The following is a 23,003-nucleotide window of genomic DNA, read 5'->3' as shown; positions in this document are numbered from 1 at the left end:
GACGGTCCATTCAAGCACTGCGATCGAGCAGGAGCTTCCATGGATGTTGTTGTCGCTTGATCCGGTCCGCCGCCGAACCAGGATCGTTCCACGGGTGTGGTCAGCGGTTGGGCCCGCCTCTCAGCTGTTGCTCAGGGGAGACGCCCACGCGGGGTCGTGTAGGGGTCTCCTCGTGAGGTGGGTCAGCAGATGCTCTGCCGCGATGGAGGCAGTGTCTTGCGGCGCGCCGACTACGGCCAAGGCGGCGACAAGCCTTGCCGATGCTGTTTCCGGGACTTCCGAGTCGGTGAGGAGGGGAAGCAGCAGCAGGAAGCGGGTGGCCGTGTCCTGTACGCCGTCGTCCGCAAGGGACGGACTGTCAGCCATCCGGATCAGTTCGCGCCATGTCAGCCCAGTGCCCGAGAAATCTCCGTCCCGGCTGGCGACCTGCTCGGCGTAGCTTGTGCCTGGATGGGTGAGGAGGTAGTCGATGCCGTAGTCGCCATCAAGGTTGCGGTAGATCACCACGGCTCCGGGGCCGCCTTCCGCCGGCGCCCTGAACACTGGCCAGCGTTCAGGATCGAAGAGGACCTCGGACAGGGCATCGACATCGGCCCCGTCTTCACCGAACCACTCCGGAGCCGGACGCTCGGCGCATCCCCCGTCGCTGCACATCTCCAAGAGGTAGTTCGACCAGAAGCCCGGACGGTCCAGCAGCGACTCGCCCGGCACCAACGGGCCGACATCGTATCCCTTGATCAGCACTCCCCGATTCTGTCACCAGCCACCGACATGATCCGGTCCGGGATCGACAACGGGGCGTCGAGCGAGAGTGGAGCTTGAGGGGCCTACCTATGAGACGCGGCGTTGCGCTGACTGAGGTGCCATGAAGTCGACCTCTGTGGCCGGCAGGACTCGAACGCTGCGATCAGGAAAGTCGATGTGCCGGTAGATCTCGTTGTGATGGGCGATCGACTGATCGGGCGGGACGAAGTCCGTCGGCTGGGGGCGGACGGATGTGGTGTGTCCGTCCGCCACCAGTACCAGGTCGTAGCCGTGGCTGAGGGCCTGGCGGGCGGTCGTCTCCACGCAGTTCTCCGTGGCGAAACCGGTGACCAGGAGCTCGGTCACGCCGAGCCGGATCAGCGTCTCGTCGAGGTCGGTGTTCAAGAAGGCGTCCGCGGAGGTCTTCGTCACCACCGGTTCCCCGCCCTGCGGCGCCAGTTCGGGCAGGACGTCGCCGCCGCCTTGCTGTCGCACGGTGATGACGGGAACGCTCGAAGTACGCGCCCGGAAGCTCAGATCCGCGATGGTACGGACGGTTCGGTCAGGGCGGTGCATGATGGGCATCACGTCGTCCTGCATGTCGATGACGAGGAGCGCGGAGCGGTGCGGCGTCGGTGGCATCGGCCTACCGTAGCGGTGGCCCTCTGCCCGCGGCCACCGATCGTGAACCGGCGTCGTTGTGCGTACGGTGGCAGCCTCGGCCCTCACGTTCCCTCGCTGACTTGGGCGTTGGCCGCAGCGGCGGACGGCCCCGAGGCGCGTTGTCGGTCTGCGGCCACGATGCGCGTCCGGCCTGCCAGACAGGCGGTTCCCACGATCGGAAGGATCAGCAGCACGAACGCGCCGGCGAACGCGGGGAGCCGGCTGGTCGACGCCGCTGAGAGTGTCGTGAACAAAGCCGACGTCACGGCCAGGACCAGGGTCTGGCCGAGGTTCTGCGAGGTCTGCATCGCGCCGCTCGCGTAGCCCTGCTTGTCGGCTGAAGTGTGCGCCAGGGACAGCAGGGTGAGTGACGGCGTCGCGAGCCCCATGCCGACGGCGGCCATCGCCATCGAGGACACCGCTACGGCCGCAGGCACCGCCGGGATGGTGCACAGGGCCGCCACCGCCACCGCGGCCGCCATGATCGCGGCACCGACGGCTACAAGCCGGTGCCGCGGTACCCGGTTGTGGAGGCGGCCCTGCACCCAGGAGGCTCCGGCCCAGGCGAGTGCCGCCCCGGTGAACCCGAACCCCGTCACCATGCCCGGCACATGGCGCGCCGTGCTGAGCATCAGGGGGACGAAGGCTTCCAGCGTGAAGTACGCGCCAGAGGTCAGAGCCCGCAGGAGCACAGTGGCGGGCAGTCCGCCGCCGGCTCGCCAGGTGTGCGCTGGCAGCAGCCGCGGGGCGAACGCCACGAGCAGCACCACACCGGCCGACACGCACACCGCGTGACGTACGTTCCAGGCGGTGACGCCGTACTGGGTGAGCGCCGCGGCCACGCTCACCGCCACTGCGGCGGGCAAGGCGGGCCGCCGCACGGATGCCCCGGGGCGCTCAAGCTGCTGCGATGCTCCTGGCTGTCCTGGCTGTCCCGGCTGTCCGCGAAGGAGCAGTACCGCGGCCGCCGCAGGGATCAGGGTGAGCCCCGCGAGGCCGAAGAACACCGCATGCCATGACCACCATGCGGCCACCAACCCGGCGAGCGGGGGACCGGCCAGTGACGGGACGATCCAGCAGGCACTCATGAGGGACAGGACGCGGGCGCGCAGGTGTTCCGGGTAGGACTGCCCGATGGCGGCGTTGACGGACACCGCCACCAGGCCCGCCGCGATACCGTCGGTGAAGCGTCCCAGGCCCAGTTGCCAGATGGTGGTGCTGGTTGCGGAGACGAGAAGCGTCGCGACGGACAGGATCACCCCGGCTGTCAGGGGTCGCCGGGCCCCGCTGCGATCCGCCCATGCCCCGCCCAGTACACCGCCGAGCAGGCTGGCCGCCACGAACGCCCCTGCCACCAGCGGGTAAAGGCCGACTCCGTCGAGGTCCCGAGCGGCCACCGGCAGCAACGGCATCACCGCCAGCGCCGCGAACCCGGTCAGGAACATCACCGCAGCGAAACTCGCCGTGGCAGCCAGATACGTACGGGAGAAGAGTCCGGGGGCGGGAGGAGACTCTGCGGGTTCTCGGGGGTCGTTGGTCACCGGCAGCAAGGTAGGGCCTAACTCCGAACTGGAACAGTGCTTTTCGGGAGGCCTGGATCGGCGCGGGAGCGACCGACGGGTGGATGCCCCTGACGCCGGCCGGACGAATTGCGCAGTCCGCGCCATCCGGCATCGCAGTCGCGCGAGATCGACACCTTCCTGACTGCAGCCGCAGAGCTCCGGATCAAGAACTGCGGCCTGCGGCAGGCCGAACTCAGCGTGAAGGGCGGACACGGCCGAGCGGGGTAGGCCGCCGCCCACCAAGTACCGCTCCGGCCGACACCGGAGCGGCGGACGACCGCTGCGGATGACCGGGCGACCAGGACGCCCGGCGAGTCAGGCGTACGGCTGCGCTGCCTTCTCGCGCTGCGCCGGAGGAGGCTTCACGCCCCGGGGATGCCGTGGCAGTCGTCCGCTCCGGGCATCCGATGTGCGGCGATCTCAGCCACGTTCGGGTTTCCGGTCCGGCTACGGCCGGAACCGCAAGCGCCGGCGTCCGGGTGTGGCTGAGGTCGTGTGCCCGCCGCGTGTGCGAGGTGATCGCCTCGAGTTCGCCCTCGGTGTGCGCTGCCACAGGTCACAGCGCCGTACGCCCCTCATCAGACACGTGTGTCAACTGCTCGTCCGCCCACTCGGCGAAGGTGGTGAGTGGGATGCCCAACTTCCGGGCGAATGCGGGCCGGGCGGGCTGGAGGACCGCGTTGTTCCACTCGTGTCCGGCTCCCCACTTCGGCATGCCCGCATCAAGGGCCTCTTCCATGTTCATGGAGGGCGCGGTCACGGGCACACCCCAGGCGGCGGACAGGGTCTGCGCGATCTGCTCCATCGTGCGGAGGTCACCAGCCAGTTCCAGTTCCACCTGGTGGAACCGGTCGGGGTATCGGAGGGCGTGCGCCGCGGCCGTGCCGATGTCCCGCACGGCGACCAAGGCCAGTTCGGTGTCCGGCTTCAGTACCGTCAGCAGTCCACCGCGGGGGCCCTTGGGCGCCAGCAGGGGCAGGTTCTCCATGAAGAAGGCGGGCTTGATCACCGTCCAGCGGGCGAAACCCGCACCACGCACCGCCTCCATGATCGCCTGCTTGGTGTGGAAGTAGTCCGCCATCGCCGCCCAGCGGCCCTCGGCCCAGCCGGCGACCTGGGTGTGTTCACCGACTCCACTGGTCGAGGACTGTACGAACTGCCGTACTCCTCCAGCCTTCGCCGCGTCAGCCAGGTTGGTGGCCTGGGCGAGTTCGCTCGCGAAGTCCACGCTGGTCTCGGTCATGGGCGGCATCTGCACCGAGAACACCGCGCGGACCCCCTCGACCGCCGGGTCGAGGGAGGCCCGGTCGGAAAGATCCGCGCGCACCAGTTCGGCGCCCAGCGCCTCGATCGCCCGGGCGGGCTTCGACCGGGGATCGCGTACGAGCGCACGTACGGGCACCTTGGCGGCCAGAAGTGCGCGAGCCGTGGCCCCGCCTTGCTGGCCGGTGGCGCCGGTGACCAGGACGGTATCGCTGCTGCTGGGCATGGTGCTGCTCCTCACGGACCGGAGAGGCGAAACGGCGGGGCCCGCCGTTTCGTGTGCCGCTAAGATATGGCGGGGCCCGCCGCTTAGCAATGGGGAGATCATGACTGGCCAGCGCTCGGACGCCCGACGCAACTATCAGCGCATCCTCGCCGTCGCCGAAGCCGAGGTCGCCGCGCACGGCGCCGAGGCATCCCAGGAGCAGATCGCGCGCACCGCAGGCGTCGGTTCGGCGACCGTGCGCCGTCACTTCCCCACCCGCCGGGCACTTCTCGAAGCCGTCTTCCAGGAGCGCATTGCGGGCCTGTGCGAACGCGCCCACCGGCTGAGTGAGACCGAGGACGGCCGCACCGCACTGCTGGAGTGGCTCCACGCCTTCGTCCGCTACGCCGTCTCAGCCCGCGGATTCGCCCACATCCTCAGCTACGAGCCCCCGGCCGAAAATCCCTCTCCGAACAGTTGCAGCAGCACCATCGAAGCGGCCGCAGCTCCCCTGCTCCAGCGGGCCATCCGCGACAAGGCGGTCGCACCGCACGTCACCTTCCACGACCTGCTGACCCTCGCCGTCGGCATCGCCCTGGCCACCGAGCACCACGCGGACCCCGACACCCAGGCCGACCGCCTCTTCCGCCTCGCTGTGGAAGGGCTCAGCCCCCAGCAGGGCACGGCCGGGGCGCCCGGGAACTCCGGCCCGTCGACGATGACGGCGGAAAGTCAGCCGAATGGGCGCGTGTGACGATTGGGATGCCTCCCCGGTGACAACCAAGCTGCCTCGTCACGCCCTTTCCGCCAGCTCATCCGGCGTCGCCGGTGGCAACCCCTGAGCTTCAGCTCATCCAGAACTGCCATGCATCCGCCCGGCAGCCGGATGTTCCGTCACTGTCCCCGCCACAATCGGCAGGCTCCGTGACCCCTCAGGCTCCCCGATCCCGCCGTCGACGCTTCCCGATGCCCGGCACGCCCGCGCCCCGACGGCCGATCGACCAGGCGAGCGTCGGCCGCCGCCCGGTGCGCCGCCGCGCCTCCTCCCGAATAGCCGTCACCGAGGCCGCGGCCGCGCTTGAGGACGCCCGGCTTCAGCAGCACATGGACCGCGACCGTGAGAACCTGGCCGACGGCGAACACGTCCCGGCCGAAGTCGCTGAGGGGGAGTGGATCACGCAGCTGCACGTTACAGCCGGTGGCGTCTACTTCCCTGGAGACCGACGCCGCCCTCCAGGCCGAGCTCGCCGCCGACCGGCGGGCCGCGAAAGCCGAGCCGCAGCGCCTGATCGGCCGACGGGGCGGGTGCCGCGTGGGCCGATCTGAGGGAACAGGGACCTTGCCCCGTGTGGAGTGTTCCCGAGCGGATATCCGTATGTCGCCGGTCGTCCGCGCGGAGCAACCGGCGGGCAGCCCCGGCGGAACCTCCGTCGGGTCTTCCCCGGCACCACCTACAGCAAAGGACACACACCGTGGGCATCATCGCCTGGATTCTCATCGGCCTCATCGCGGGTGCCATCGCCAAGGCACTCATGCCCGGCAAGGACCCGGGCGGCTGCCTCGTCACGATGCTCATCGGCGTCGTCGGCGGTCTGCTCGGTGGCTGGCTCGGCAAGGTGATCTTCGGCGTGCACTCCATCAACGGCTTCTTCCACCTCTCGACGTGGATCGCCGCGATCGTCGGCTCGGTGATCGTGCTCCTGCTGTACCGCCTCTTCACCGGACAGCGTTCGCGCTGACCGCGACCGGCGATCCGTCTCTGTCCACAGCCGGCGTCGAGTCCTGAGCCGACCGTGCTGCAGCCGGGCACGGCGCTCCTGGGCTACGGCGGTCCGTCTTCGCTGTCACGAACCGCATTCGGTCCACCTGCGGAGGCAATCCACTGTCACAGGTCAACGGGCCCGCTCCGGTGGTTACAACGATTACCGAGCGTCGCAACCAGGCTTCTCTCGGTGTGGGCGGTCAGACCAGGCCAAACCAGTGGACGCTCCGGAAGAGCGTCTCGAGGACCGCCACCAGGCACCGCTGCCCGGCGCCCGGGGATGAGCCAGCAGCCGGCCCCCGCGCCGCGCCCGACCGCCAGCCCCTCGATGAGAATGCCGCCGCGTCCGTCCGCGCCTACGCGGCCGACCAGCGGGCCCGGGTCGATGTCCTCGCCTCGGTCCTTGAGGACATCGCGGAGCACGGCTACCCGGCTGCGCGTCTGAGTACTTCGGTTGAGTAGTTCTGCCCATGCGGCGGACAAGGCCGTCGAGACAGGCTGTGTACACAACGTCGCGGTGCGCGGAGCGCTCGGCGAAGAGACCAATAGCGGTCACCTATGAGGGGATGCCCCATGTCCAAGCGCCTTGTCATCGCGTCGCTCGCCGCAGCCGCAGCCGTCGCTGCCGGCACCGTGGTGTTCGTCTCCTCGGCCGACGCCGCTGTGCCGGCCAAGCCGGAGATCTCAAAGGCCACCGCCCACTACACCAGGACGGCCGGTGGCAGCGCCTCGCTCACCTTCAGCGCCACCGTGGCCGACAACTCCGGAGTCAAGAGCCTGCGGGTGCTCGCCTGGCCGGCGAGTTCGGGCCTCGCGCCCACGGCGGGCGAGATGCGGGAGGTCGAGGAAGCCACGTGCAAGGCGACCTCCGCGACGGCCTCGGAGTGCACCTACACCGCGAAGAGCTCGGCCAAGGAAGCCGCCGCGCTGCCCGAGGGCGTCTGGCACGTTTCCGCCCTGGCCACCGCCAAGGACCACAACACGACCTTCGCGCCCCAAGCCGCCACATTCACCGTCAAGCACTGACGACTCCGCCCCACCCCGCGTGGTCGCAACGTCGTTGCCCGGGTACGGCTGGAGTGACAAGCCGTCGACGACCGGGTGGGGCATCACTCGCACCGCGCGCGGCTGGGACACATTGATGGTCTTGCTGGGTTACGAACGGTACGGCGCGCAGGGCGGTGACTGTGGTTCGGCGGTGTCCGCGGTGCTGGGGGAGGCGGCGCCCGAGCGGGTGGCCGGCGTGCACCTGAACCTGGGTCCGATCCAGGGGCCCCGGCCGCAGACGCTCGGCTACGGCCTCACCGACTCCCCGGCGGGGCAGGGCCGCCTGGATCGCCGAGGAGTTCTGGGCCACGTCGCCGGCGCGCCTGCACTGGGGGAGCTTCGCCAACTTCCGGGACCCTGAGAAGCCCGTGCGCAGGGGATGGTCCTGTCCGTCTCCCGGGTTAGCGGTAATCACGTTGTGGGTGGTCATGCGCGTGGCTGCGGGGACCCTTTCAAGGTGACTGCGGGAGTCACCATCCGACCGAGTCAGCGTCTGGGACAACTGCGCACACGGCGCCAGGGTGTCGAGTTCGGGGAGATCGATGCCGGGAGGCCTCGCTCTGGACCTTTGGCGGGGAGCCGTCGATAGTGGACCTGATGCCGTCGGCGCGGGGGGAGATGCGGGATGGCGAGCGGTTCGTCCTCGATTCCCGTCGGTCGGCCGGTGGACGGCACGGGCCACCCACCGGTCCCCGTGCCGCCCGGGGCGCCCATGATGGCGCACGCGGGCGCCGCCGGGGACAGACCCGTCGACCGGGAGCTGCGGCGGCTCCTGCGGGACGGCACCTTCGCCCAAGTGCTCGACTACGCGCTCAACCACCGTGGTCTGAGCCTGGAACGCGTGCAGTACCACCTCGCCGCCCAGGGCGTACGGGTCAGCCGCGCCGCGCTGAGCTACTGGCGGCACGGCCGCAGTCGTCCCGAGCGCGCCGAGTCGTTGCGCGCGGTCCGCGGGCTGGAGGCTCTGCTGGGTCTGCCCGCCGCTTCGCTGGTGTCGCGGCTCGGACCGCCGCGGCCGCGCGGGCGGTGCCGCAAGGCCGAGCCGGACGCCATCGACCGGCGTAGGCTGTGGCCCGCGCACCGGCCGCTGCTCGCCGCGATGGGCGCGCTGTCCGACGACCGGATCCGGAAACTCGATGTGCAGGAGTACGTGCGGGTCGGGGAGGACCACCGGCTGTCGAGCCTGCGCACCCGGATGGTGTTCGAGGCGTCGGCCGACCGTGTCGACCGCTGCGTGGTCCTGCTGTGGGCCGAGGAGTCGGCCGCCGCCGTCCCGTCCGACGTCAAGTTCTGCCGGGTGGGCCGGGTACGGGCCGACGACGCGACCGGCGCCACGGTGTGCGAACTACTCCTGGAGCAGCGCCTGGCCGCCGGTGAGCGAGGCGTCGTGGAGTTCACCTCCCACTTCCCGCCCGGTCCCGAACTCACCTTCTACCACCACCGGTTCACCCGGTCGATCCGGCAGTACGTCCTGCAGACGGAGTTTGCCGGACGGCTCCCGGTGAGCTGCGTGCCGTTCCGGCAGGCGGGTGTGCACGCGCCCCGGCACGTCGGCGCCCCGCTGTGGATCGGGGCGTCGGGCACCGCGCACCTGGTGGTCACCGACAGCGGTCCGGGCATCGTAGGCATGTCCTGGGAATGGGACTGACCGGCGGTTCGACACACCGCCGGTCAGTCCCGCACTCCACGCGGTCAGGGGAGCATCCCGGGGGAGGCCGCCCCTCGGAGGGCCTTCAAGAGGCTTGCGACACGGCTCAGTAGACGAACCAGCTGAATCCCGCCTTGCCGCTCCGGCCGCCGCTGTCGGTGGCCGTCACCGTGACGTCGAAGGTTCGTGACGCCTGCGCGGCGGTGCCGCTGACCACACCGGTGCGGCTGTCGACCGACAGACCCGGCGGCAGGCCGGTCGCCGACCAGGTGTACGTCCCGCTCCCGCCGCTCGCGCGCAGTCGCAGGCTGACCGGCGTCCCGTGCTGGGTGAACTGGAAACCGGGATCCTGCACCGTGACCGGCGTCGACGCCCCGCCCTGGACCGTCAGGGTGAAGGCGGTGTCGTGGCCGGCCGTCGCGTTCTTGCCGCCGACCGTCACCTTGTACGTCCCCGCCGGCGTCGACGCGCTCGTGGCGATGGTCAGCGTGGACTTGCCGCCCGCGTTCACCGACGTCGGGTCGAAGCTCGCGGTCGCGCCCGAGGGCAGACCGCTCGCCGACAGCGCGATGTCACCCGAGGGCGCGGTGCCGCCCGGCAGATGGGCCTTGATCTCGTCGGCGTACGTCGTCACACGTGCGTACACGCCGTAGGTGTCGCAGTTGTTGGACATCCAGGAGAAGAACCCGACGATCTGGTTGCCCTCCAGGAACGGGCTTCCGCTGTCGCCGACGCACACACCCGCGTGGCCGTCCGCGTAGCCGGTGCAGAGCATCGAGCCGTCGCTCTTCCAGTTCGACGACAGCACCGGCTGCTGTGCGCATGCCGAGTCCGCGGCCACCGGCAGGTCGACCGTCCGGAGCACGTCGGAGTACGTGTTGGCGCCGGTCTTTCCCCAGCCGATCCCCTTGCCCATGGTGCCGGGTGTGTCGACCGAGGTGTTCGTCGCGATGGTCGGGTAGACGATGCCGGACGGCACCGGGACGTCCTGCGCCAGGGTGAAGACAGCGACGTCGTGGCCGGTCTGCCAGCCGTGGTAGTCCGGGTCGGTCCACACGCTCTTGATGTCGGCGCGGAACCCGGTGTCGTTCAGGTTGGTCGCGCCGTACACGAACCACTTGTCGCCGGAGTTCTCCAGCCAGCAGTGTGCCGCGCCGACGACCGTGTGCGGACCGACCAGGGCCATGCTGCACGATTGCTGCCCGGGGAAGGAACTGCCGTTCCTACGCAGTGAGATCATGAACGGGTACGCGTCGACCGTGGTCGGACTGCCGCCCACGACGGCCGGGCCGATGCCGCGGGTCGCCGTGGTGCCGCGGGTCGCCGTGGTGCCGTGGGTCGCTGTGGCCGCCGGGCGGCGGACCGCCTGCGGCGCGGCGGTGGTGTTCACGGTCGCGGTCGCCGACTGCCCGGCGGTCACCGTCGCCGAGTCCGGACTGACGCTTATGGAGAAATCGCCCTGCCCGGAGCCGTTGACGGTCAGCGACAGCGGGGCGCTGTGCGTCGCGTCGCCGCTCTTGCCGGTCACGGTGACGTCGCTCTGTCCGGGCGACGCCGAGGGCGCCGCGGTCAGGGTCAGCGTCGAGGAGCCGCCCGCCGTCACCGACGCCGGATCGAAGCTCGCGCTCACGCCTGCGGGCAGTCCGGACGCCGACAGCGCCACGGTTCGCGCGCTGCCCTTGACGACCTTGGTGCTGACCGTGGCGGTCACCGACTTGCCCGGGGCGACGCTCACCGATCGCGGATCGGCGCTGATCGAGAAGTCGTCGGCCGCGGGCGGGGTCGCACCGTCGATCAGCGGATCGGCGAGGTTGTCACCCTGCATCGAACCCCAGCCGGTGCACAGGTCGTAGCCGGTGCCGGCGTTGTACGTGCCGTTGTCGCCCGTCGTGACGTCGTGGAACGTCGAGCCGTACCGGGACGACTGCGCGACGGCGTAGATCGTCGGGTTCATCGCGCCGAGGTTGCCCTTGCCCGCGGCCCCGGCCTTCTGGTTGACCATGGCGATGTAGCCGGCCCACAGCGGCGCCGAGGCGCTGGTCCCGCCGACGTCCTGCCAGCCGCCGTTCATGTAGACCGACACCGCTCCGGCGCCGTAGTCCGCGTCGAGCGCCACATCGGGCACCGACCGGTACTTGTTGGTCCCGGGCTGCCAGTCCGGCCGGGTGAAGATCTGCGAATAGCCGCCGCCGGAACGGGTGTTGCCGGAACCACCCTGGTTCCAGCAGGACTCCGACTGGTACGTGCCCGCGCTGTCGCTCGTCCGCAGCTGCGTCCCACCGACCCCGGTGAACAGCGGGTCGCTGGGCGGATAGTCGGCCTGCACGGTGGAGTTGTCGCCCTGGTAGCCGCAGCCGGTCGCCCCCCAGTCACCGGAGGCCGACAGCAGCGTCACCCCCTGCGCGACCATCTGGGTGTACGAGTCGTGCGACGCCTGGATGGGCGCCGACTCGCACTTCTCGCCGTTGAGCCACGAGCCGGACAGGATCGTGATCTGGTTGTCGCCGGCGATCTTCGCCATCTCATCGACCCAGGCGTTGTCCGAGTTGGGCGCCTCATACACGATCTGCGCGGCGTTGGGCGCGGTCGCGGCCACCGACTCGACGTCCAAGGTGACTTCGAGCTGGTCGCTCCCCGGACTGCGGACACCGCCGTTCACCGGGACGACCCGCGCGTTCACCGACGGCTGCCCGAAGTACTTCGTCCACGCGTCGATGTCGGACTGCTTGAACGCGTCGAACTCGATCAGCCCGACGGTCTGCCCCGAGCCGTTGTACGAGGCGGACAGGTTCTTCATGCTGTAGGCGGTACGGAACTGGGCCGGGGTGTACCCGCCCGCAGGGCCCGCGGGACCGGCGGGGCCGCTCCCGGGCCTGCCGGTCAGCGTCCTGCTGCTGTGCCCGGCCGGCCTGCCGCCCGCCCGGTGCGCCACCGGCCGGTCGGTCAGGCCGGTGACCGCCCGGACGGTGGACGCGAGCGCGGACGGCACGGTCGGCGCCTTGTCGCTCGCGTAGAAGTGCTCGCCCGCTGTGTCCGTGTAGTCGCCGATCGACGTGCCGAACGCGGCCCGTACCTGCTCGGCGGTGCCGGTCGCGTCGATGACCTGCCGGTTGCCCGAGACCTTGGTGACGCTCAGCCCGTTGGACTTCAGGAAGGCGCTCGCCTCGGCGACGTCGGACGCTCGGGGCGCGTACCGCTCGTTGTACTGGGCGCTGGTGAGGTAGTGCCGGTAGTACGGTGACGCCGGGTTGCTGACCGACGCGACGAACGCGTCGAGCCCGGCTTGGTCGTGCGGTTTGAGCGACAGCGCCACATCGATCGTGCGGTCGTGCGCTGTCGTACGGAGCCGGTGCGCGCCCGCCGGGGCGGAGCCGCTGGATCCCAGCGACGTTCTGGGATGTGGGTCGGCCGCCGCGGGAACGGCCGCGGCCAGCGCGGCCACCGTGGCCAGACAGGCCGCCGCGGCGGCCGTCCGCGCCACTATCGGCAATCGTGACACGATGCCTCCAAGGGTGGGGATGGGGAAACACCGCGCCAAGGTAGTGACCCGCGGGCCGGATTCGGCCTGCTTGGTGGACGTTCCACGACGTTCACAGAGTGCGCCGGGGCGCACGGCGAACGCGCAGGTGGGAGTGGGGTGTTGAGCCGGTTGTCAACAGAGGTGAGCGAGGCGTCAGTTCACAGTGACCGAGCCCGGGCCGGGAGCCTGACCGACGTCGAGGGTGTGCGGGTCAGGGACTGAGGTGCTCGAGGGTGAACTCGGGCAGGGCATAGGGGCCGGCCTGGGGTGCGGCGGGGTCGGCCGGAAGGTCGGTTCCCGGGATGTCCTCGGCGTGGAGTTGGGCGTCGTCGACGGGGACGTAGGCCAGTACCGCTGGGTCGGGAAGTTCCAAGAAGCGGCGGGTATTGGCGGAGACGGCGTACACCGTGGCGAAGCGAATGGACGGCGGAGCGGTCAGTGCGGCCCGGATGTAGCCGACGGCGTCGCGTGGGCTCAGCCAGGTCGCCAGATGCCGCGGCTCGGTGGGCGCTTGCTCGAAGCTGCCGATGCGCAGGCAGATCACAGACAGGCCGAGCTTATCGGCATACAGCTGCCCGAGGGCCTCGACGGCCGCCTTGCTCACCCCGTACAGACCGTCGGGGCGCACCGGCTCCTGCGGACCGGTGAGATGTCCCGTGGGCCGCGGGGGGCGCAGAGCTGCCCACGGTCGGCGGTCCCTCGGGTACTGGGTAGCGTCAGCCTGGTGAATCTCAATCTCTTCCACGATGTGCCTGATGGCCTGACCCAACGAGCCCGGTCGTTCGTCTGCGCGCACGGCGTCAAGGTCGACATCCGGCCCATCGAGGAGCACAGGCAGTGGTGGCTCGAGCGAGACATCCCGGCGGCGGTCATCGACCGGATGGCGGCATATGAAGAGCAGTGGGGTGGCCTGGTACTGCCACCCTCACCGCAGTATGACGGCGGACCCAGGTACCTCGAAGCGGACTCGCCCGAGGGCTCGGCCTCCGATGGATGGTGGTTCGAAGCCGGGATGCAGCGGACCGCCGTCCCGTACTCGTTCATGATCGGGCCGTCCGGTGAGTTCGGCATTCACGCAGGTCGGTGGGTGCCCCTCCATGCCACCATCGCGGGCTGGGTGGAGTCGCTCGCCCTGACTCATCACGTGTCCGCGTGCGCAAAGCAGATCGTCAAGGTGACCGGCGACGATGTCGATGGCATCGTGCTGGACGGGTACGAGCCAGTGCGCGAAGTGAGGGGCCTGGCCGACACCTGGTGGCGAGGAGCCGACTCGCTTGTGGCGATCTATTCAGGGGAGACCGAGGCCTTCTCCTTTCCGCGGGGCCGCACCGCGTTGATCTACTCCGGCCTGGATGAGTGGGGCCTGCGATAGAGTTCCTCTACCTCCACCCCCGCGACATCGCCTCTACGTCAGCGCCGGGCGCCTCGACATCGGCATCACGGGTCGTGACCTGCTGCTCGACTCGGGGGCGTCGACCGAGGAGGTGCTGCCGCTCGGTTTCGCCCGCTCGACGTTCCGTTATGCGGCGAAGCCGGGCACGGTCAAGGACGTGGCGGACTACGCCTCGGAAGAGCCGCTGCCCACCAGGACAGGCCCGGATCAAGCGTGGGGCCGGAGGCGGTCGTCGAGTGCGGCACCGACGTGGGGGCAGTTCTCCCGGATGGTGCCGAGGAACGCGCGCAGCACCGGGGAGTGGTCGCGGGCCGCGAAGGACAGGACGAGATCGGGCAGGGGCGTGTGCGGGGTCACCTCACAGAACCGCACTCCCGCACGCGGGACGGCCCTCATACGGGACGGCCCCAGGCCGACGCCCACGCCCGACGCGGCGAGTCCGATGATCGTGTGCACGTCCCTCGCGACGGTCGCGCCACCGAGAGCCGATGAGTCCGTGCCCAGCAGGGTGCGCAGTCCGGCGACCACAGCGGGCTCGTCCCGGCCGGACGACACGATCAGCTGCTGTCGCCGCAACTGGTCGGCACTCACTGAAGGTTGACCCGCGTACGGGTGCACCGTACTCACCACGGCGATCACGTGGTCGCGCCCGATCGGGACGGACACGAGACGCTCGGCTCCGGCGCCTCGTGGCGGGCCGAGGGTGAGGGCCACGTCCAGCTCCCCGGCGACGAGAGCTGAGCTACTGCGGCTGGTCGCCATCTCGTGCAGTTCCAGTCTCACGTCGGGCCGTTCATGGCCGAACCGGCTCAGGACGTCCGGCAGCGGGTCGAGCAGTGCCGAGGCGATGAAGCCGAGACGCAGACGTCCCGTCTCGCCGCGCGCGGCCCGGCCCGCGTCGACCGCGGCCGCCGCGATCTCGTCGAGCGCCCGGCGTGCCCGCGCGAGGAACGCCTCACCGGCTGCGGTCAGGAACACCCCCTGACGTGTGCGGTCGAACAGCCGGGCCCCGACCTCGCGCTCCAGGTCGGCGATCTGCTTGGACAGCGGCGGCTGCGCGATGCCCAGCGCGCGGGCCGCCCGGCCGAAGTGTTCGTGCTCGGCGAGAGCGACCGCGTACCGCAGGTGTCGCGCTTCCACGACTCGGCCCCCATCCCATCGATCCCGTTCAGCTGCCGACAAGACCTCAAAGATATCGCCATGCCACTTAGCAGATCTACGAATGGATGGCGCTGTGGTTCCTGTCTGGAATGGAGCCATGAAGAACGTATCTCCGACCGACACCGTCTTCGTTCTCGTGCACGGTGCCTGGCACAGCTCCGGACAGTGGGCGGCGACGCAGCGCGCGCTGACCGGACTGGGCGCTGCGAGCGTGGCCGTCGACCTGCCGGGGCACGGCTTCGACGCACCCCTGCCCACCGGATACCTGCTGCCCGGCCAGCCGGGCCTGCTGACCGAGAGGTCACGGCTCGCCCCTCTGACGATGGACGACTGCGCCGAGGCAGCACTCAGCGTCCTGCGCCAGGTGCGTCACCATCGCACTGTCGTGCTCGTCGCGCACAGCGCGGGCGGCGGTCCCGCGTCCCTGGCCGCGGAGCGGGCGCCCGAGCTGGTGGACAGGATCGTCTACCTGTCCGCGTTCGTCCCGGGCGGCAGGCCGCGCTTCTTCGACTACCTGGGCTCACCCGAGAACGCCACCGCGCTGGGCCGGAACCTGAACCTCGGCGACCCCGAAGCCCTGGGCGCCGTACGGATCAACCCGCTCTCAACGGATCCCGCCTACCTCGACGAACTGCGGGAAACCCACTACCACGACACCCCGCCGAACCGCTTCGACCGGTGGCGCTCCGCGCTGAGCCCTGATCTGCCCCTGGCGATTCCGACGGCTCCGGTCACCCTGACCGCGGCACGGTGGGGACGAATCCCACGAACTTTCCTGCGCTGCGCCGATGACCGGGCGCTGGCACCGGCCGCGCAGGACCTGATGATCGCGGAAGCCGACCGGGCCTTCCCCGGTAACCCGTTCACCGTGCACACCCTGCCCGGCAGCCACAGCCCGTTCGCGGCCCGACCGGTCGAGCTCGCCGCGGCCCTCACCTCGTGAGCGGGCACCGGCCGGTGCAGGAGGGCGGGACGCGGAGCCGTCCGCCCGTGTGATCGACGCTCAGAGCGCCATCGTCACCGACACCATCGGTCCGCTGCCGGCCGTTGCAGTCACCGCGTCGTGCGTGCGGGACTCCGTCGCCGGCACTTGGCTCCTGGACCTGGTCGCCGCTGACCACCCCGGCATCCGCAAGGCGTGGGTGGACGGTGGCGATGTCTCGCGCGCGACTACGCGAGTGTATCCGCCCGCTCCGAGGTCGTGATCCACCTCGCCATGACGACGTCATGCCCCGCCGCCGCACAGCCTCACCAGCGAGAACACTGCCTCCTGGCGCGACCGAGTAAAGCGAGACCAAGTCGAAGCACGGCTGGAAGATCACCGAATACGGGCCGGCGAGACGGTCGAGCGCTTCTGAGTCGAATGCTCTTGAAAAATCCTGAGCCGGGCGGACTATGTTCCGGCGGCCTGGGCTTCGCCGCTCTGTTGCGGCCGGGCCGGCCGTCGTCATCATCGGCGCTGTCATCGGCAACGTGGTGACGGGCGTCGCGGGCGCTGCCGTTGCGATCCGCGGTGCCGGTGTGGCTTCCCGGGACGCTCTTGCCGCCTTGTTGGCCGGGGGGTGCGCCGTCCTGCTGGTCGACGCACCCCCTGCCGTGCCCTTGCTGCGCCCGAGGAACACGGGTGATCACCTCGGAGGGACCCGCAGGAAGGGCAGGATTCGGGGCGCCACGGGAGCCGCCGTGGGCATCCGTCCGGTCACGGCGGGGAGCGGGCTTCGTCCGGTCATCCGCTGCGCTCCGCTTGTGCGCAGGTTCCGCACAGCAGTCGCCGTGCTGCCCGCGGTCTGGACGCCAGGCCGGTTCCCGCCAGCCGGTGAAGCAGGTGAGGTCCGGAGTGCGCGTGCCGGTAGCAGATGCCCGCGCCGCAACCGCGGCAGACCCCTACAGCGGCCGTCGTCTCGGCGGGAGACAGATCTCGACAGTCGAAGCAGTTCATCGCGGCGCTCCATTCCGACCGGGAGCGAGCGGGCCGAACCGGCCGCGCGGCGGTGTGCGTGCGACGTGGAGATCGGAGAGCGGCGATGACACTGTCACCCTGGACACCTCCCGAGGCATGCGCTCCCGACACTTGTCAGGAACCATCAGCCCAGGCGGGCGGTTCGGACCATAGGTCCAGGCGGGGTCCATCGCCGAGAACGAGTGAACAGGCATAAACGGTCACGGTCAAGGACCTCCGACGTGATCGCGCGTCACCACGCACGCGCGCCCGGCGACGGGCACTGTGTTCAGCCGGTGATGGGGCTCACCGCTACCGACGAGCGGGAGGGCGCGGAGATCAGCCGGCAGATCCTGCGCGCCCTGACCGAGGCGGGGGTGAAGGCCGTGTGCGTCGGCCACCTCCACGAACTGTCCCGCGGCCTGTACGCGTCGCTCGCGCACCGGGTCGGCACCGTGTTCCTCCGGGCCGAGCGCACCCCCGACGGCCGCCGCACCCACCGATCGGTCGCGGGCGCGCCCGAACCGACCAGCTACGACGCCGACCTGTACGGGCTGGTCTTCCACACACCGGCCCGCACCGCTGTTCACGTTCCCGGACCGGCGACGACCGGCGAACAGCCGTCCCGCGCCGTGGTCGATGGAGAGGAGCAAGGATCCGTGGGCTGACGGAGCGTCACATATTTGTCGGCTGCCGTGGCTCAGCCGTCGGCGGCCGACTCTGTTCACGTCCCGTGTTCGCCGCGTAGGTCTGCCGGGAGACCGTCGCGGGAGGGTGTCTCGACGGGTGCGGGGCTGTCGGTGACCCGCAGGGAGTGCCGCCCACGGTGACGAGCCAGAACGCGGGCGGCGCGGTGAGCGGTGCGACAGGCGCCGATCTCCTGTGCGGTGCCGGCGGGCACCGCCACCCAGCGCACCGTGCGGCCCTCTTGATGGCGGCGGATTCGGCCCAGCGGCCTTCCGTCGCAGGCGACGACCTGGATGACCAGGTGTCCGGGAAAGAGCGGGGTGCAGGCCAGACCGGACACACCGGCCAGCCGCCGCAGGGCTTGCTCCTCGCAGATGTGCCATTTGGCGTTGACGACGGTGAGCTGGGCCGCGCTGACGGCCGCCGCCGCCTCGTGATCGAGATCGGTCATCGCAACGACATCCTCAGCGGTCGAAACGGTCAGCCGCGCACCAGGCGGCGGTGGGTGATCCGGTGTGGTCGGGCGGCGTCCGACCCCAGCCGCTGGAGCTTGTTCGCTTCGTAGCCGGCGAAGTCGCCCTCGAACCAGAACCAGTCGGCACCGCCTTCCCACGCCAGGATGTGGGTGGCGACCCGGTCCAGGAACCACCGGTCGTGCGCGGTGATCACCGCGCAGCCGGGAAACCCGAACAGCGCGTTCTCCAGCGACGCGAGCGTTTCCACGTCCAGGTCGTTGGTCGGCTCATCCAGAAGCAGGAGGTTGCCGCCCTGTTCGAGGGTGAGGGCCAGGTTCAACCGGTTGCGCTCGCCGCCCGACAGCACGCCGACAGGTTTCTGCTGGTCGGCGCCTTTGAAGCCGAATGTCGCCACATAGGCGCGCGAGGGCATCTCCGCATCACCGACGAGCAGATGATCCAAGCCGCCGGAGACGACCTCCCACACCGACCTGTCGGGATCAAGACGGGCGCGGTTCTGGTCGACGTACGAGATCTTCACCGTCTCCCCGAGCCGCAGGGCGCCCGCGTCCGGCTGCTCCTCGCCGACGATCATGCGGAAGAGGGTGGTCTTGCCGACGCCGTTGGGACCGACGACGCCGACGATGCCGCCGCGTGGCAGGGAGAAGGACAGGTTCTCCATCAGGAGCCGGTCCCCGTATCCCTTGATCACACCGGCGGCCTCCAGCACCAGGCCGCCCAGGCGTGGACCGGGCGGGATCTGGATCTCCTCGAAATCCAGCTTCCGCGTCCGGGCGGCCTCGGCGGCCAGTTCCTCGTACCGGGCCAGACGTGCCTTGGACTTGTTCTGCCGTCCCTTGGCACCGGAGCGCACCCACGCCAGTTCCTCGGCCAGGTGCTTGGCCCGCTTGGCGTCCTTGCGGCCCTCCACGCGCAGGCGGGCGGCCTTGGTCGCCAGGTAGGTGGAGTAGTCGCCCTCGTAGGGGTAGGCGTGGCCGCGGTCGATCTCCAGGATCCACTGGGCGACGTTGTCCAGGAAGTACCGGTCGTGGGTGACGGCCACGACTGTGCCCGGGTACGCGGCCAGATGCTGTTCCAGCCACTGCACGGATTCGGCGTCCAAGTGGTTGGTGGGCTCGTCCAGCAGCAGCAGATCGGGCTGGGACAGCAGCAGCCGGCACAGCGCCACCCGGCGCCGCTCACCGCCCGACAGGTCCCGCACGGGCGTGTCGGGCGGAGGACAGCGCAGGGCGTCCATCGCCTGCTCCAGACGGGCGTCCACGTCCCACGCGCCGGCGTGGTCGAGGGACTCCTGCAGGCCGCCGAGTTCATCGAGCAGGCGCCGCGTCTCCTCGCCGTCGGCATCCCCGAGGAGCGCGGTGACCTCCGCATAGTGGTGCAGCAACCCGCGCACCCCGACAACGCCCTGCTCGACGTTGTCGGCCACCGTCGCCGCGTCGTCCAGCCGTGGCTCCTGCTCCAGGATGCCCACGCTGGTGCCGGGCGCCGCGAAGGCGTCACCGTCCGTGGGCCGTTCCAGACCGGCCATGACGCGCAGGACGGTGGACTTGCCCATACCGTTCGGGCCGACCACGCCGATCTTGGCGCCGGGGCGAAGGGCGAGGGTGACATCGTCAAGGACGACCTTGTCGCCGTGGGCCATGCGGGCCTTGCGCATCGTGTAGACGTACATCATCCGCGACGCCTCCGTGCCGGGCCGCCGGTGGCGGCTGGTCGCTCACAGAGGCCATCAGCACGGCTGTGCGGTCAAGGGCGAGCCTCATCACCCATCCAGTTTCCAGGGTGCACCCGTGCGGGGCCCTCCCGCCAGCGAGGCGCCGAGGTGCCCGGGAGGGGCGTCTGGAGGGGCGTTCGCCGTACGGCGCTGGACCCCGCCGAGATCGTCCGCACGGGTGATCGATCCGCCGGCCGGCCAACGGCTCCGCTCCGGCGCACGCCGCGGTGCGGGTCCAGCAGCGCATCCGGCAGGTGCGGGACAGCCTGTCACTCAGCCATGGCCAGCACATCGCGGACCAGACGTCGCGTGTACTCGCGGTCGACAGGCAAGGCGAACACGACGTGGTGGTACAGAGGCGCGATGACATGGTCGAGGATCTGCGGGACGCTCGGCGTCTTCTCACCGCGTTCGCGGGCCCGGCTCACCACCTCCGACGCCTGCTCGCGCCGTTTCTCCGTGACCGGGCAACTCGCGACGATCTCGGTGCGGGCCGACACCATCGCGCGCAGGTATCGGGCCCGGTGGGGACGTGTGATGTCGCGGGCGATGACCTGCGCCCACTCGGTCAGATCCTGCTGGAGGGATCCGGTGTCGGGTGCTGACTCACCGTCCCGGGTCAAGGCGGCGACAGCGACTTCCTCAAGGAGGGCGTGGACGCTGTCCCAGCGCCGGTAGAGCGTCGTCGGGTTGACCCCGGCTCGCTCGGCGACCACGGGAAACGTGATCTTTTCGGCGCCCTCGCCCACGAGTTCACCGACCGAGGTGTAGATCGCGGTCAGTACTCGACTGCTCCGCCCTCCGGGGCGTCTGGCGGCTGCATGGTGGGACACGTCACCAGCATACGCAAAGAACTTTGCTTCTACTATGATGGGCCGCCCGGGTAAAAGCAAAGATCATTGCCTTTCCATGGAGGTCGCGTGCTCAACCGTTCCGTTTCGTTCTTCCTGGCCGGGGCCGTGGGCGCGGCCACGCTCACCGCCGCATCGGCGCCGTCCCCCCTCTACCCGGTCTATCAGCGCCTGTGGGGCCTCTCCACGTTCACCTTGACGGTCGTTTTCGCCGTCTACGTCTTCGCCCTGCTCGCCGCCCTGCTGACCGTCGGATCGATCTCCGACCGGGTGGGCCGTCGGCCTGTAGCCTGCGGCGCCTTGGTGCTGCTCGCCCTGGGCATGCTGCTCTTCGCCGTCGCCACGGGCGTCGGCGGCCTGATGGCCGCGCGCATCGTGCAGGGGCTTGCCGTGGGGACAGCCGCCGGCGCCACCACGGCCCTGATCATGGAGTCCGCGCCGAACCCCCGGCTCGGCTCGACCATCAGCAGCTCGGTCCCTTCCTTGGGGATAGCGATCGGCGCTGTCCTCGCCGGCACCTTGGTGGAGTTCGCGCCCCAGCCCCGCCAACTCGTCTTCTGGATCCTCGCCGTCGTGTACCTGGTGCTCGCGGCACTCGTCTGGCTGGTTCCCGAGGAAACGCGATCCGACTCGCCAACCCGGGAGCCGGTGTGGCGGTCACTGCTGCCCAGCGCTCAACTCCCGCGGGCCACACGGCCGGTCTTCATCGCACTGCTGCCGTCGATCAGCGCGACGTGGGCCCTTGGCGGCTTGTACCTCTCGCTCGGATCGTCGATCCTCACCACCGTCCTCCACGTGCACAGCCACTTCGTCACGGGCGTCATCCTCGGCGTCTTCTTCGTCGCGGGGACGGCCGGCACTGTCGCGTCGGCCTCCGCTTCGCCACGACACCTCCCATGGTTCGGTCTCGGACCCCTCGCCATCGGCGTCCTGGTCACCGTCGCGGCCATGACGGCGGGTGTACTGCCGCTCTACGTCGTCGGGTCGCTGATCGCGGGGTTCGGGTTCGGGGCGACGTTCCGGTTCGCCGTCCACGCCCTCGGTGAGGCGGCGCCGATCGCCCGACGGGGCCAGGTGTTCGCGACGATGTACATCGTCAGCTATCTCGCCTTCAGCGTGCCCGCGCTCGCCGCCGGGCTCGCTGTCGAGCGGTTCGGGCTCAAGCCGACGGCCGTCGTCTATGGAGCCCTGGACATCGCACTGGTTCTGTTCGCTCTCGTTGCCGGGACCGCCCACGCGCGTCGACGGGCTGGCGAGGGCGATGTTCGGCGCGATACGGCACCGCCGTTGGTCCCGCGCGACTTCGGCACGCCCCGCCACACCACGCACTACCTGGAGTGCGGACCGGCCGATGGGCCGCTGATGTTCTTCCTCCACGGGTGGCCGGGCATCGGGTTGTTGTGGCGGGCCCAGATGGAGGCGTTCGCCGCCGACGGGTGGCACTGCGTCGCGCCCGATCTGCGCGGGTACGGCGAATCCTCCGCCCCGGCGGAGACCGACGCCTACACCGTCGAGGAGGCCGTGAGGGACCTGACGGAGCTCCACGACCATCTCGGGGGCAGGACCGCGGTCTGGATCGGCCACGACTGGGGCAGCGTCGTGGCGGGAGCAGTGGCCGCACACGAGCCGGAGCGGTGCCGCGGCGTCGTGTTGACCTCGTGGGCGTACTACCCCACCGCCAACAGCCTGGCCACGCTCATACCCCTGGTCGACCGTCGGCTCTACCCGGCCGACCGGTATCCGGACGGACAGTGGGACTACTACCGCTACTACACGACACACTTCGAAGCGGCGGTCGCCGACCTTGACGCGGCTCCGGCGGCAACGCTGGCGTCGGTCTACCAACCGGCCAGTCCCGCCGCGATCGGCGCCATCTCACCGACGGCCACGGTCACACGCGACGGCGGACGCGTCGGCGCCGCGCACCACGCACCGCCGACGCCGGCCCACCCGGCTCTCTGGCCGCCGGCGGACTTCGACGTCCTGGTGCAGGCCTTCGCGACTCACGGCTTTCGTCCTCCCTCCGCGTGGTACACCAACGACGACGCCAACATCGCTTACGCGGGCAAAGCACCCGACGGCGGGCGCCTGACGCAGCCGGTGCTGTTCGTCAACGGCGAGTGGGACGCGATCTGCAACATCTCGGGAAACCGCCAGGGCGACCCGATGCGCGCGGCCTGCGCGGATCTCACCGTGGTGCGGCTGCCCGCAGGACACTGGCTGCCGCTGGAGAGCAAGGAGCGACACATCGAAGCCATCCGCACCTGGCTCCGCTCCAAGAATCTTCGATGAGCGGCGGGATGTGGACCCGCCCGGCTCGAAGCTCCGCCAGAGCGGCGTCATCCTGCCGGACGGCGCGGGACTTGCA

19 protein-coding genes, 3 pseudogenes and 2 riboswitches are annotated in these 23,003 nt (G+C 70.2%); of the genes and pseudogenes, 12 read left to right on the top strand and 10 right to left on the bottom strand.

Annotation, left to right across the window (positions count from 1 at the left end):
- Window positions 1–120 precede the first annotated feature (120 nt).
- The 3 genes from ABEB07_RS02530 to ABEB07_RS02520 all read right to left on the bottom strand — a co-directional run bounded on the left by ABEB07_RS02530 (window position 121) and on the right by ABEB07_RS02520 (window position 2,948).
- On the bottom strand, window positions 121–744 hold the full coding sequence (locus ABEB07_RS02530; protein ID WP_345666803.1) for a hypothetical protein: 624 nt from the start codon (window positions 742–744) through the stop codon (window positions 121–123).
- An 87-nt stretch (window positions 745–831) separates the two neighbouring features.
- Complete coding sequence (locus ABEB07_RS02525; protein WP_345666802.1) at window positions 832–1,386, bottom strand: isochorismatase family protein; 555 nt, start codon at window positions 1,384–1,386, stop codon at window positions 832–834.
- Window positions 1,387–1,469: 83 nt separating this feature from the next.
- Window positions 1,470–2,948, bottom strand: coding sequence for an MFS transporter (locus ABEB07_RS02520; protein WP_425588937.1), 1,479 nt, complete (start codon window positions 2,946–2,948; stop codon window positions 1,470–1,472).
- A gap of 300 nt (window positions 2,949–3,248) precedes the next feature.
- On the opposite strand from ABEB07_RS02520, the pseudogene ABEB07_RS02515 reads away from it, so the two are divergent.
- Window positions 3,249–3,458, top strand: a pseudogene (locus tag ABEB07_RS02515) (DUF6207 family protein); the annotation flags it as partial.
- A gap of 67 nt (window positions 3,459–3,525) precedes the next feature.
- Here the strand turns inward: ABEB07_RS02515 and ABEB07_RS02510 are convergent.
- Window positions 3,526–4,458, bottom strand: coding sequence for an NmrA/HSCARG family protein (locus tag ABEB07_RS02510; RefSeq protein ID WP_345666800.1), 933 nt, complete (start codon window positions 4,456–4,458; stop codon window positions 3,526–3,528).
- A gap of 100 nt (window positions 4,459–4,558) precedes the next feature.
- Between ABEB07_RS02510 and ABEB07_RS02505 the strand changes: the two genes are divergently transcribed.
- The 5 genes from ABEB07_RS02505 to ABEB07_RS02485 all read left to right on the top strand — a co-directional run bounded on the left by ABEB07_RS02505 (window position 4,559) and on the right by ABEB07_RS02485 (window position 8,894).
- Window positions 4,559–5,191, top strand: a complete 633-nt coding sequence (locus ABEB07_RS02505; RefSeq protein ID WP_345666799.1) for a TetR/AcrR family transcriptional regulator — start codon at window positions 4,559–4,561, stop codon at window positions 5,189–5,191.
- Window positions 5,192–5,909: 718 nt separating this feature from the next.
- Window positions 5,910–6,176, top strand: a complete 267-nt coding sequence (locus ABEB07_RS02500) for a GlsB/YeaQ/YmgE family stress response membrane protein (protein ID WP_164587439.1) — start codon at window positions 5,910–5,912, stop codon at window positions 6,174–6,176.
- A 596-nt stretch (window positions 6,177–6,772) separates the two neighbouring features.
- Entirely contained in the window at window positions 6,773–7,225 is a 453-nt protein-coding gene (locus ABEB07_RS02495) for a DUF5707 domain-containing protein (protein WP_176146593.1), read from the top strand.
- Window positions 7,226–7,244: 19 nt separating this feature from the next.
- Complete coding sequence (locus ABEB07_RS02490; RefSeq protein WP_425588936.1) at window positions 7,245–7,607, top strand: alpha/beta fold hydrolase; 363 nt, start codon at window positions 7,245–7,247, stop codon at window positions 7,605–7,607.
- Window positions 7,608–7,871: 264 nt separating this feature from the next.
- Complete coding sequence (locus tag ABEB07_RS02485) at window positions 7,872–8,894, top strand: hypothetical protein (protein ID WP_345666798.1); 1,023 nt, start codon at window positions 7,872–7,874, stop codon at window positions 8,892–8,894.
- Window positions 8,895–9,000: 106 nt separating this feature from the next.
- Here the strand turns inward: ABEB07_RS02485 and ABEB07_RS02480 are convergent, their stop codons facing one another.
- Complete coding sequence (locus tag ABEB07_RS02480; protein ID WP_345666843.1) at window positions 9,001–12,375, bottom strand: trypsin-like serine protease; 3,375 nt, start codon at window positions 12,373–12,375, stop codon at window positions 9,001–9,003.
- Between the two features lie 250 nt (window positions 12,376–12,625).
- A complete protein-coding gene (locus ABEB07_RS02475) occupies window positions 12,626–13,018 on the bottom strand; it encodes an NAD-dependent epimerase/dehydratase family protein (protein ID WP_345666797.1) in 393 nt (130 codons plus the stop codon).
- A gap of 120 nt (window positions 13,019–13,138) precedes the next feature.
- Here ABEB07_RS02475 and ABEB07_RS02470 point away from each other — a divergent pair, with 120 nt between their 5' ends.
- Both ABEB07_RS02470 and ABEB07_RS02465 read left to right on the top strand, forming a co-directional pair.
- Complete coding sequence (locus ABEB07_RS02470; RefSeq protein ID WP_345666796.1) at window positions 13,139–13,786, top strand: hypothetical protein; 648 nt, start codon at window positions 13,139–13,141, stop codon at window positions 13,784–13,786.
- A pseudogene (locus tag ABEB07_RS02465) lies at window positions 13,783–13,973 on the top strand (ATP phosphoribosyltransferase); the annotation flags it as partial. The gene ABEB07_RS02470 and the pseudogene ABEB07_RS02465, both read left to right, overlap by 4 nt.
- Before the next feature lie 41 nt (window positions 13,974–14,014).
- On the opposite strand, the gene ABEB07_RS02460 reads toward ABEB07_RS02465, so the two are convergent.
- On the bottom strand, window positions 14,015–14,947 hold the full coding sequence (locus ABEB07_RS02460; protein ID WP_345666795.1) for a LysR family transcriptional regulator: 933 nt from the start codon (window positions 14,945–14,947) through the stop codon (window positions 14,015–14,017).
- A gap of 118 nt (window positions 14,948–15,065) precedes the next feature.
- Here ABEB07_RS02460 and ABEB07_RS02455 point away from each other — a divergent pair, with 118 nt between their 5' ends.
- From ABEB07_RS02455 to ABEB07_RS02440, 3 genes and pseudogenes are all read left to right on the top strand, one after another.
- The gene (locus tag ABEB07_RS02455) at window positions 15,066–15,911 is read left to right on the top strand and encodes an alpha/beta hydrolase (protein ID WP_345666794.1); all 846 of its coding nucleotides are present in this window, start codon (window positions 15,066–15,068) and stop codon (window positions 15,909–15,911) included.
- A gap of 67 nt (window positions 15,912–15,978) precedes the next feature.
- Window positions 15,979–16,122, top strand: a pseudogene (locus ABEB07_RS02450) (IS5 family transposase); the annotation flags it as partial.
- Between the two features lie 914 nt (window positions 16,123–17,036).
- A riboswitch (Fluoride riboswitch) is annotated at window positions 17,037–17,111 on the bottom strand.
- A gap of 95 nt (window positions 17,112–17,206) precedes the next feature.
- Complete coding sequence (locus tag ABEB07_RS02440; protein ID WP_176146587.1) at window positions 17,207–17,575, top strand: hypothetical protein; 369 nt, start codon at window positions 17,207–17,209, stop codon at window positions 17,573–17,575.
- 56 nt (window positions 17,576–17,631) lie between these two features.
- Here the strand turns inward: ABEB07_RS02440 and ABEB07_RS02435 are convergent, their stop codons facing one another.
- The 3 genes from ABEB07_RS02435 to ABEB07_RS02425 form a co-directional block, all read right to left on the bottom strand.
- A complete protein-coding gene (locus ABEB07_RS02435) occupies window positions 17,632–18,045 on the bottom strand; it encodes a hypothetical protein (protein ID WP_345666793.1) in 414 nt (137 codons plus the stop codon).
- 29 nt (window positions 18,046–18,074) lie between these two features.
- Window positions 18,075–19,742, bottom strand: a complete 1,668-nt coding sequence (ettA, locus tag ABEB07_RS02430) for an energy-dependent translational throttle protein EttA (protein WP_345666842.1) — start codon at window positions 19,740–19,742, stop codon at window positions 18,075–18,077.
- A 41-nt stretch (window positions 19,743–19,783) separates the two neighbouring features.
- Window positions 19,784–19,846: riboswitch (Fluoride riboswitch) on the bottom strand.
- A 207-nt stretch (window positions 19,847–20,053) separates the two neighbouring features.
- Window positions 20,054–20,533 carry a TetR/AcrR family transcriptional regulator gene (locus tag ABEB07_RS02425; RefSeq protein WP_217711098.1) on the bottom strand — a complete coding sequence of 160 codons (480 nt, stop codon included), beginning with the start codon at window positions 20,531–20,533 and terminating at the stop codon, window positions 20,054–20,056.
- Between the two features lie 210 nt (window positions 20,534–20,743).
- Here ABEB07_RS02425 and ABEB07_RS02420 point away from each other — a divergent pair, with 210 nt between their 5' ends.
- Complete coding sequence (locus tag ABEB07_RS02420) at window positions 20,744–22,927, top strand: alpha/beta fold hydrolase (protein WP_345666792.1); 2,184 nt, start codon at window positions 20,744–20,746, stop codon at window positions 22,925–22,927.
- The last annotated feature ends 76 nt before the right edge of the window (window positions 22,928–23,003 follow it).

The sequence above is a fragment of the Streptomyces similanensis genome (assembly GCF_039543625.1).
GTDB classification, from domain to species: domain Bacteria; phylum Actinomycetota; class Actinomycetes; order Streptomycetales; family Streptomycetaceae; genus Streptomyces; species Streptomyces similanensis.
This window is presented reverse-complemented; position numbering and strand designations above follow the sequence as displayed.

Bases quoted from the DNA above. Each gene is read 5' to 3' on its own strand.
- ABEB07_RS02525 (WP_345666802.1), bottom strand. From the start codon at position 1,386: ATGCCACCGACGCCGCACCGCTCCGCGCTCCTCGTCATCGACATGCAG.
- ABEB07_RS02510 (WP_345666800.1), bottom strand. From the start codon at position 4,458: ATGCCCAGCAGCAGCGATACCGTCCTGGTCACCGGCGCCACCGGCCAG.
- ABEB07_RS02505 (WP_345666799.1), top strand. From the start codon at position 4,559: ATGACTGGCCAGCGCTCGGACGCCCGACGCAACTATCAGCGCATCCTC.
- ABEB07_RS02495 (WP_176146593.1), top strand. From the start codon at position 6,773: ATGTCCAAGCGCCTTGTCATCGCGTCGCTCGCCGCAGCCGCAGCCGTC.
- ABEB07_RS02485 (WP_345666798.1), top strand. From the start codon at position 7,872: ATGGCGAGCGGTTCGTCCTCGATTCCCGTCGGTCGGCCGGTGGACGGC.
- ABEB07_RS02455 (WP_345666794.1), top strand. From the start codon at position 15,066: ATGAAGAACGTATCTCCGACCGACACCGTCTTCGTTCTCGTGCACGGT.
- ABEB07_RS02440 (WP_176146587.1), top strand. From the start codon at position 17,207: ATGGGGCTCACCGCTACCGACGAGCGGGAGGGCGCGGAGATCAGCCGG.
- ABEB07_RS02435 (WP_345666793.1), bottom strand. From the start codon at position 18,045: ATGACCGATCTCGATCACGAGGCGGCGGCGGCCGTCAGCGCGGCCCAG.
- ettA (WP_345666842.1), bottom strand. From the start codon at position 19,742: ATGTACGTCTACACGATGCGCAAGGCCCGCATGGCCCACGGCGACAAG.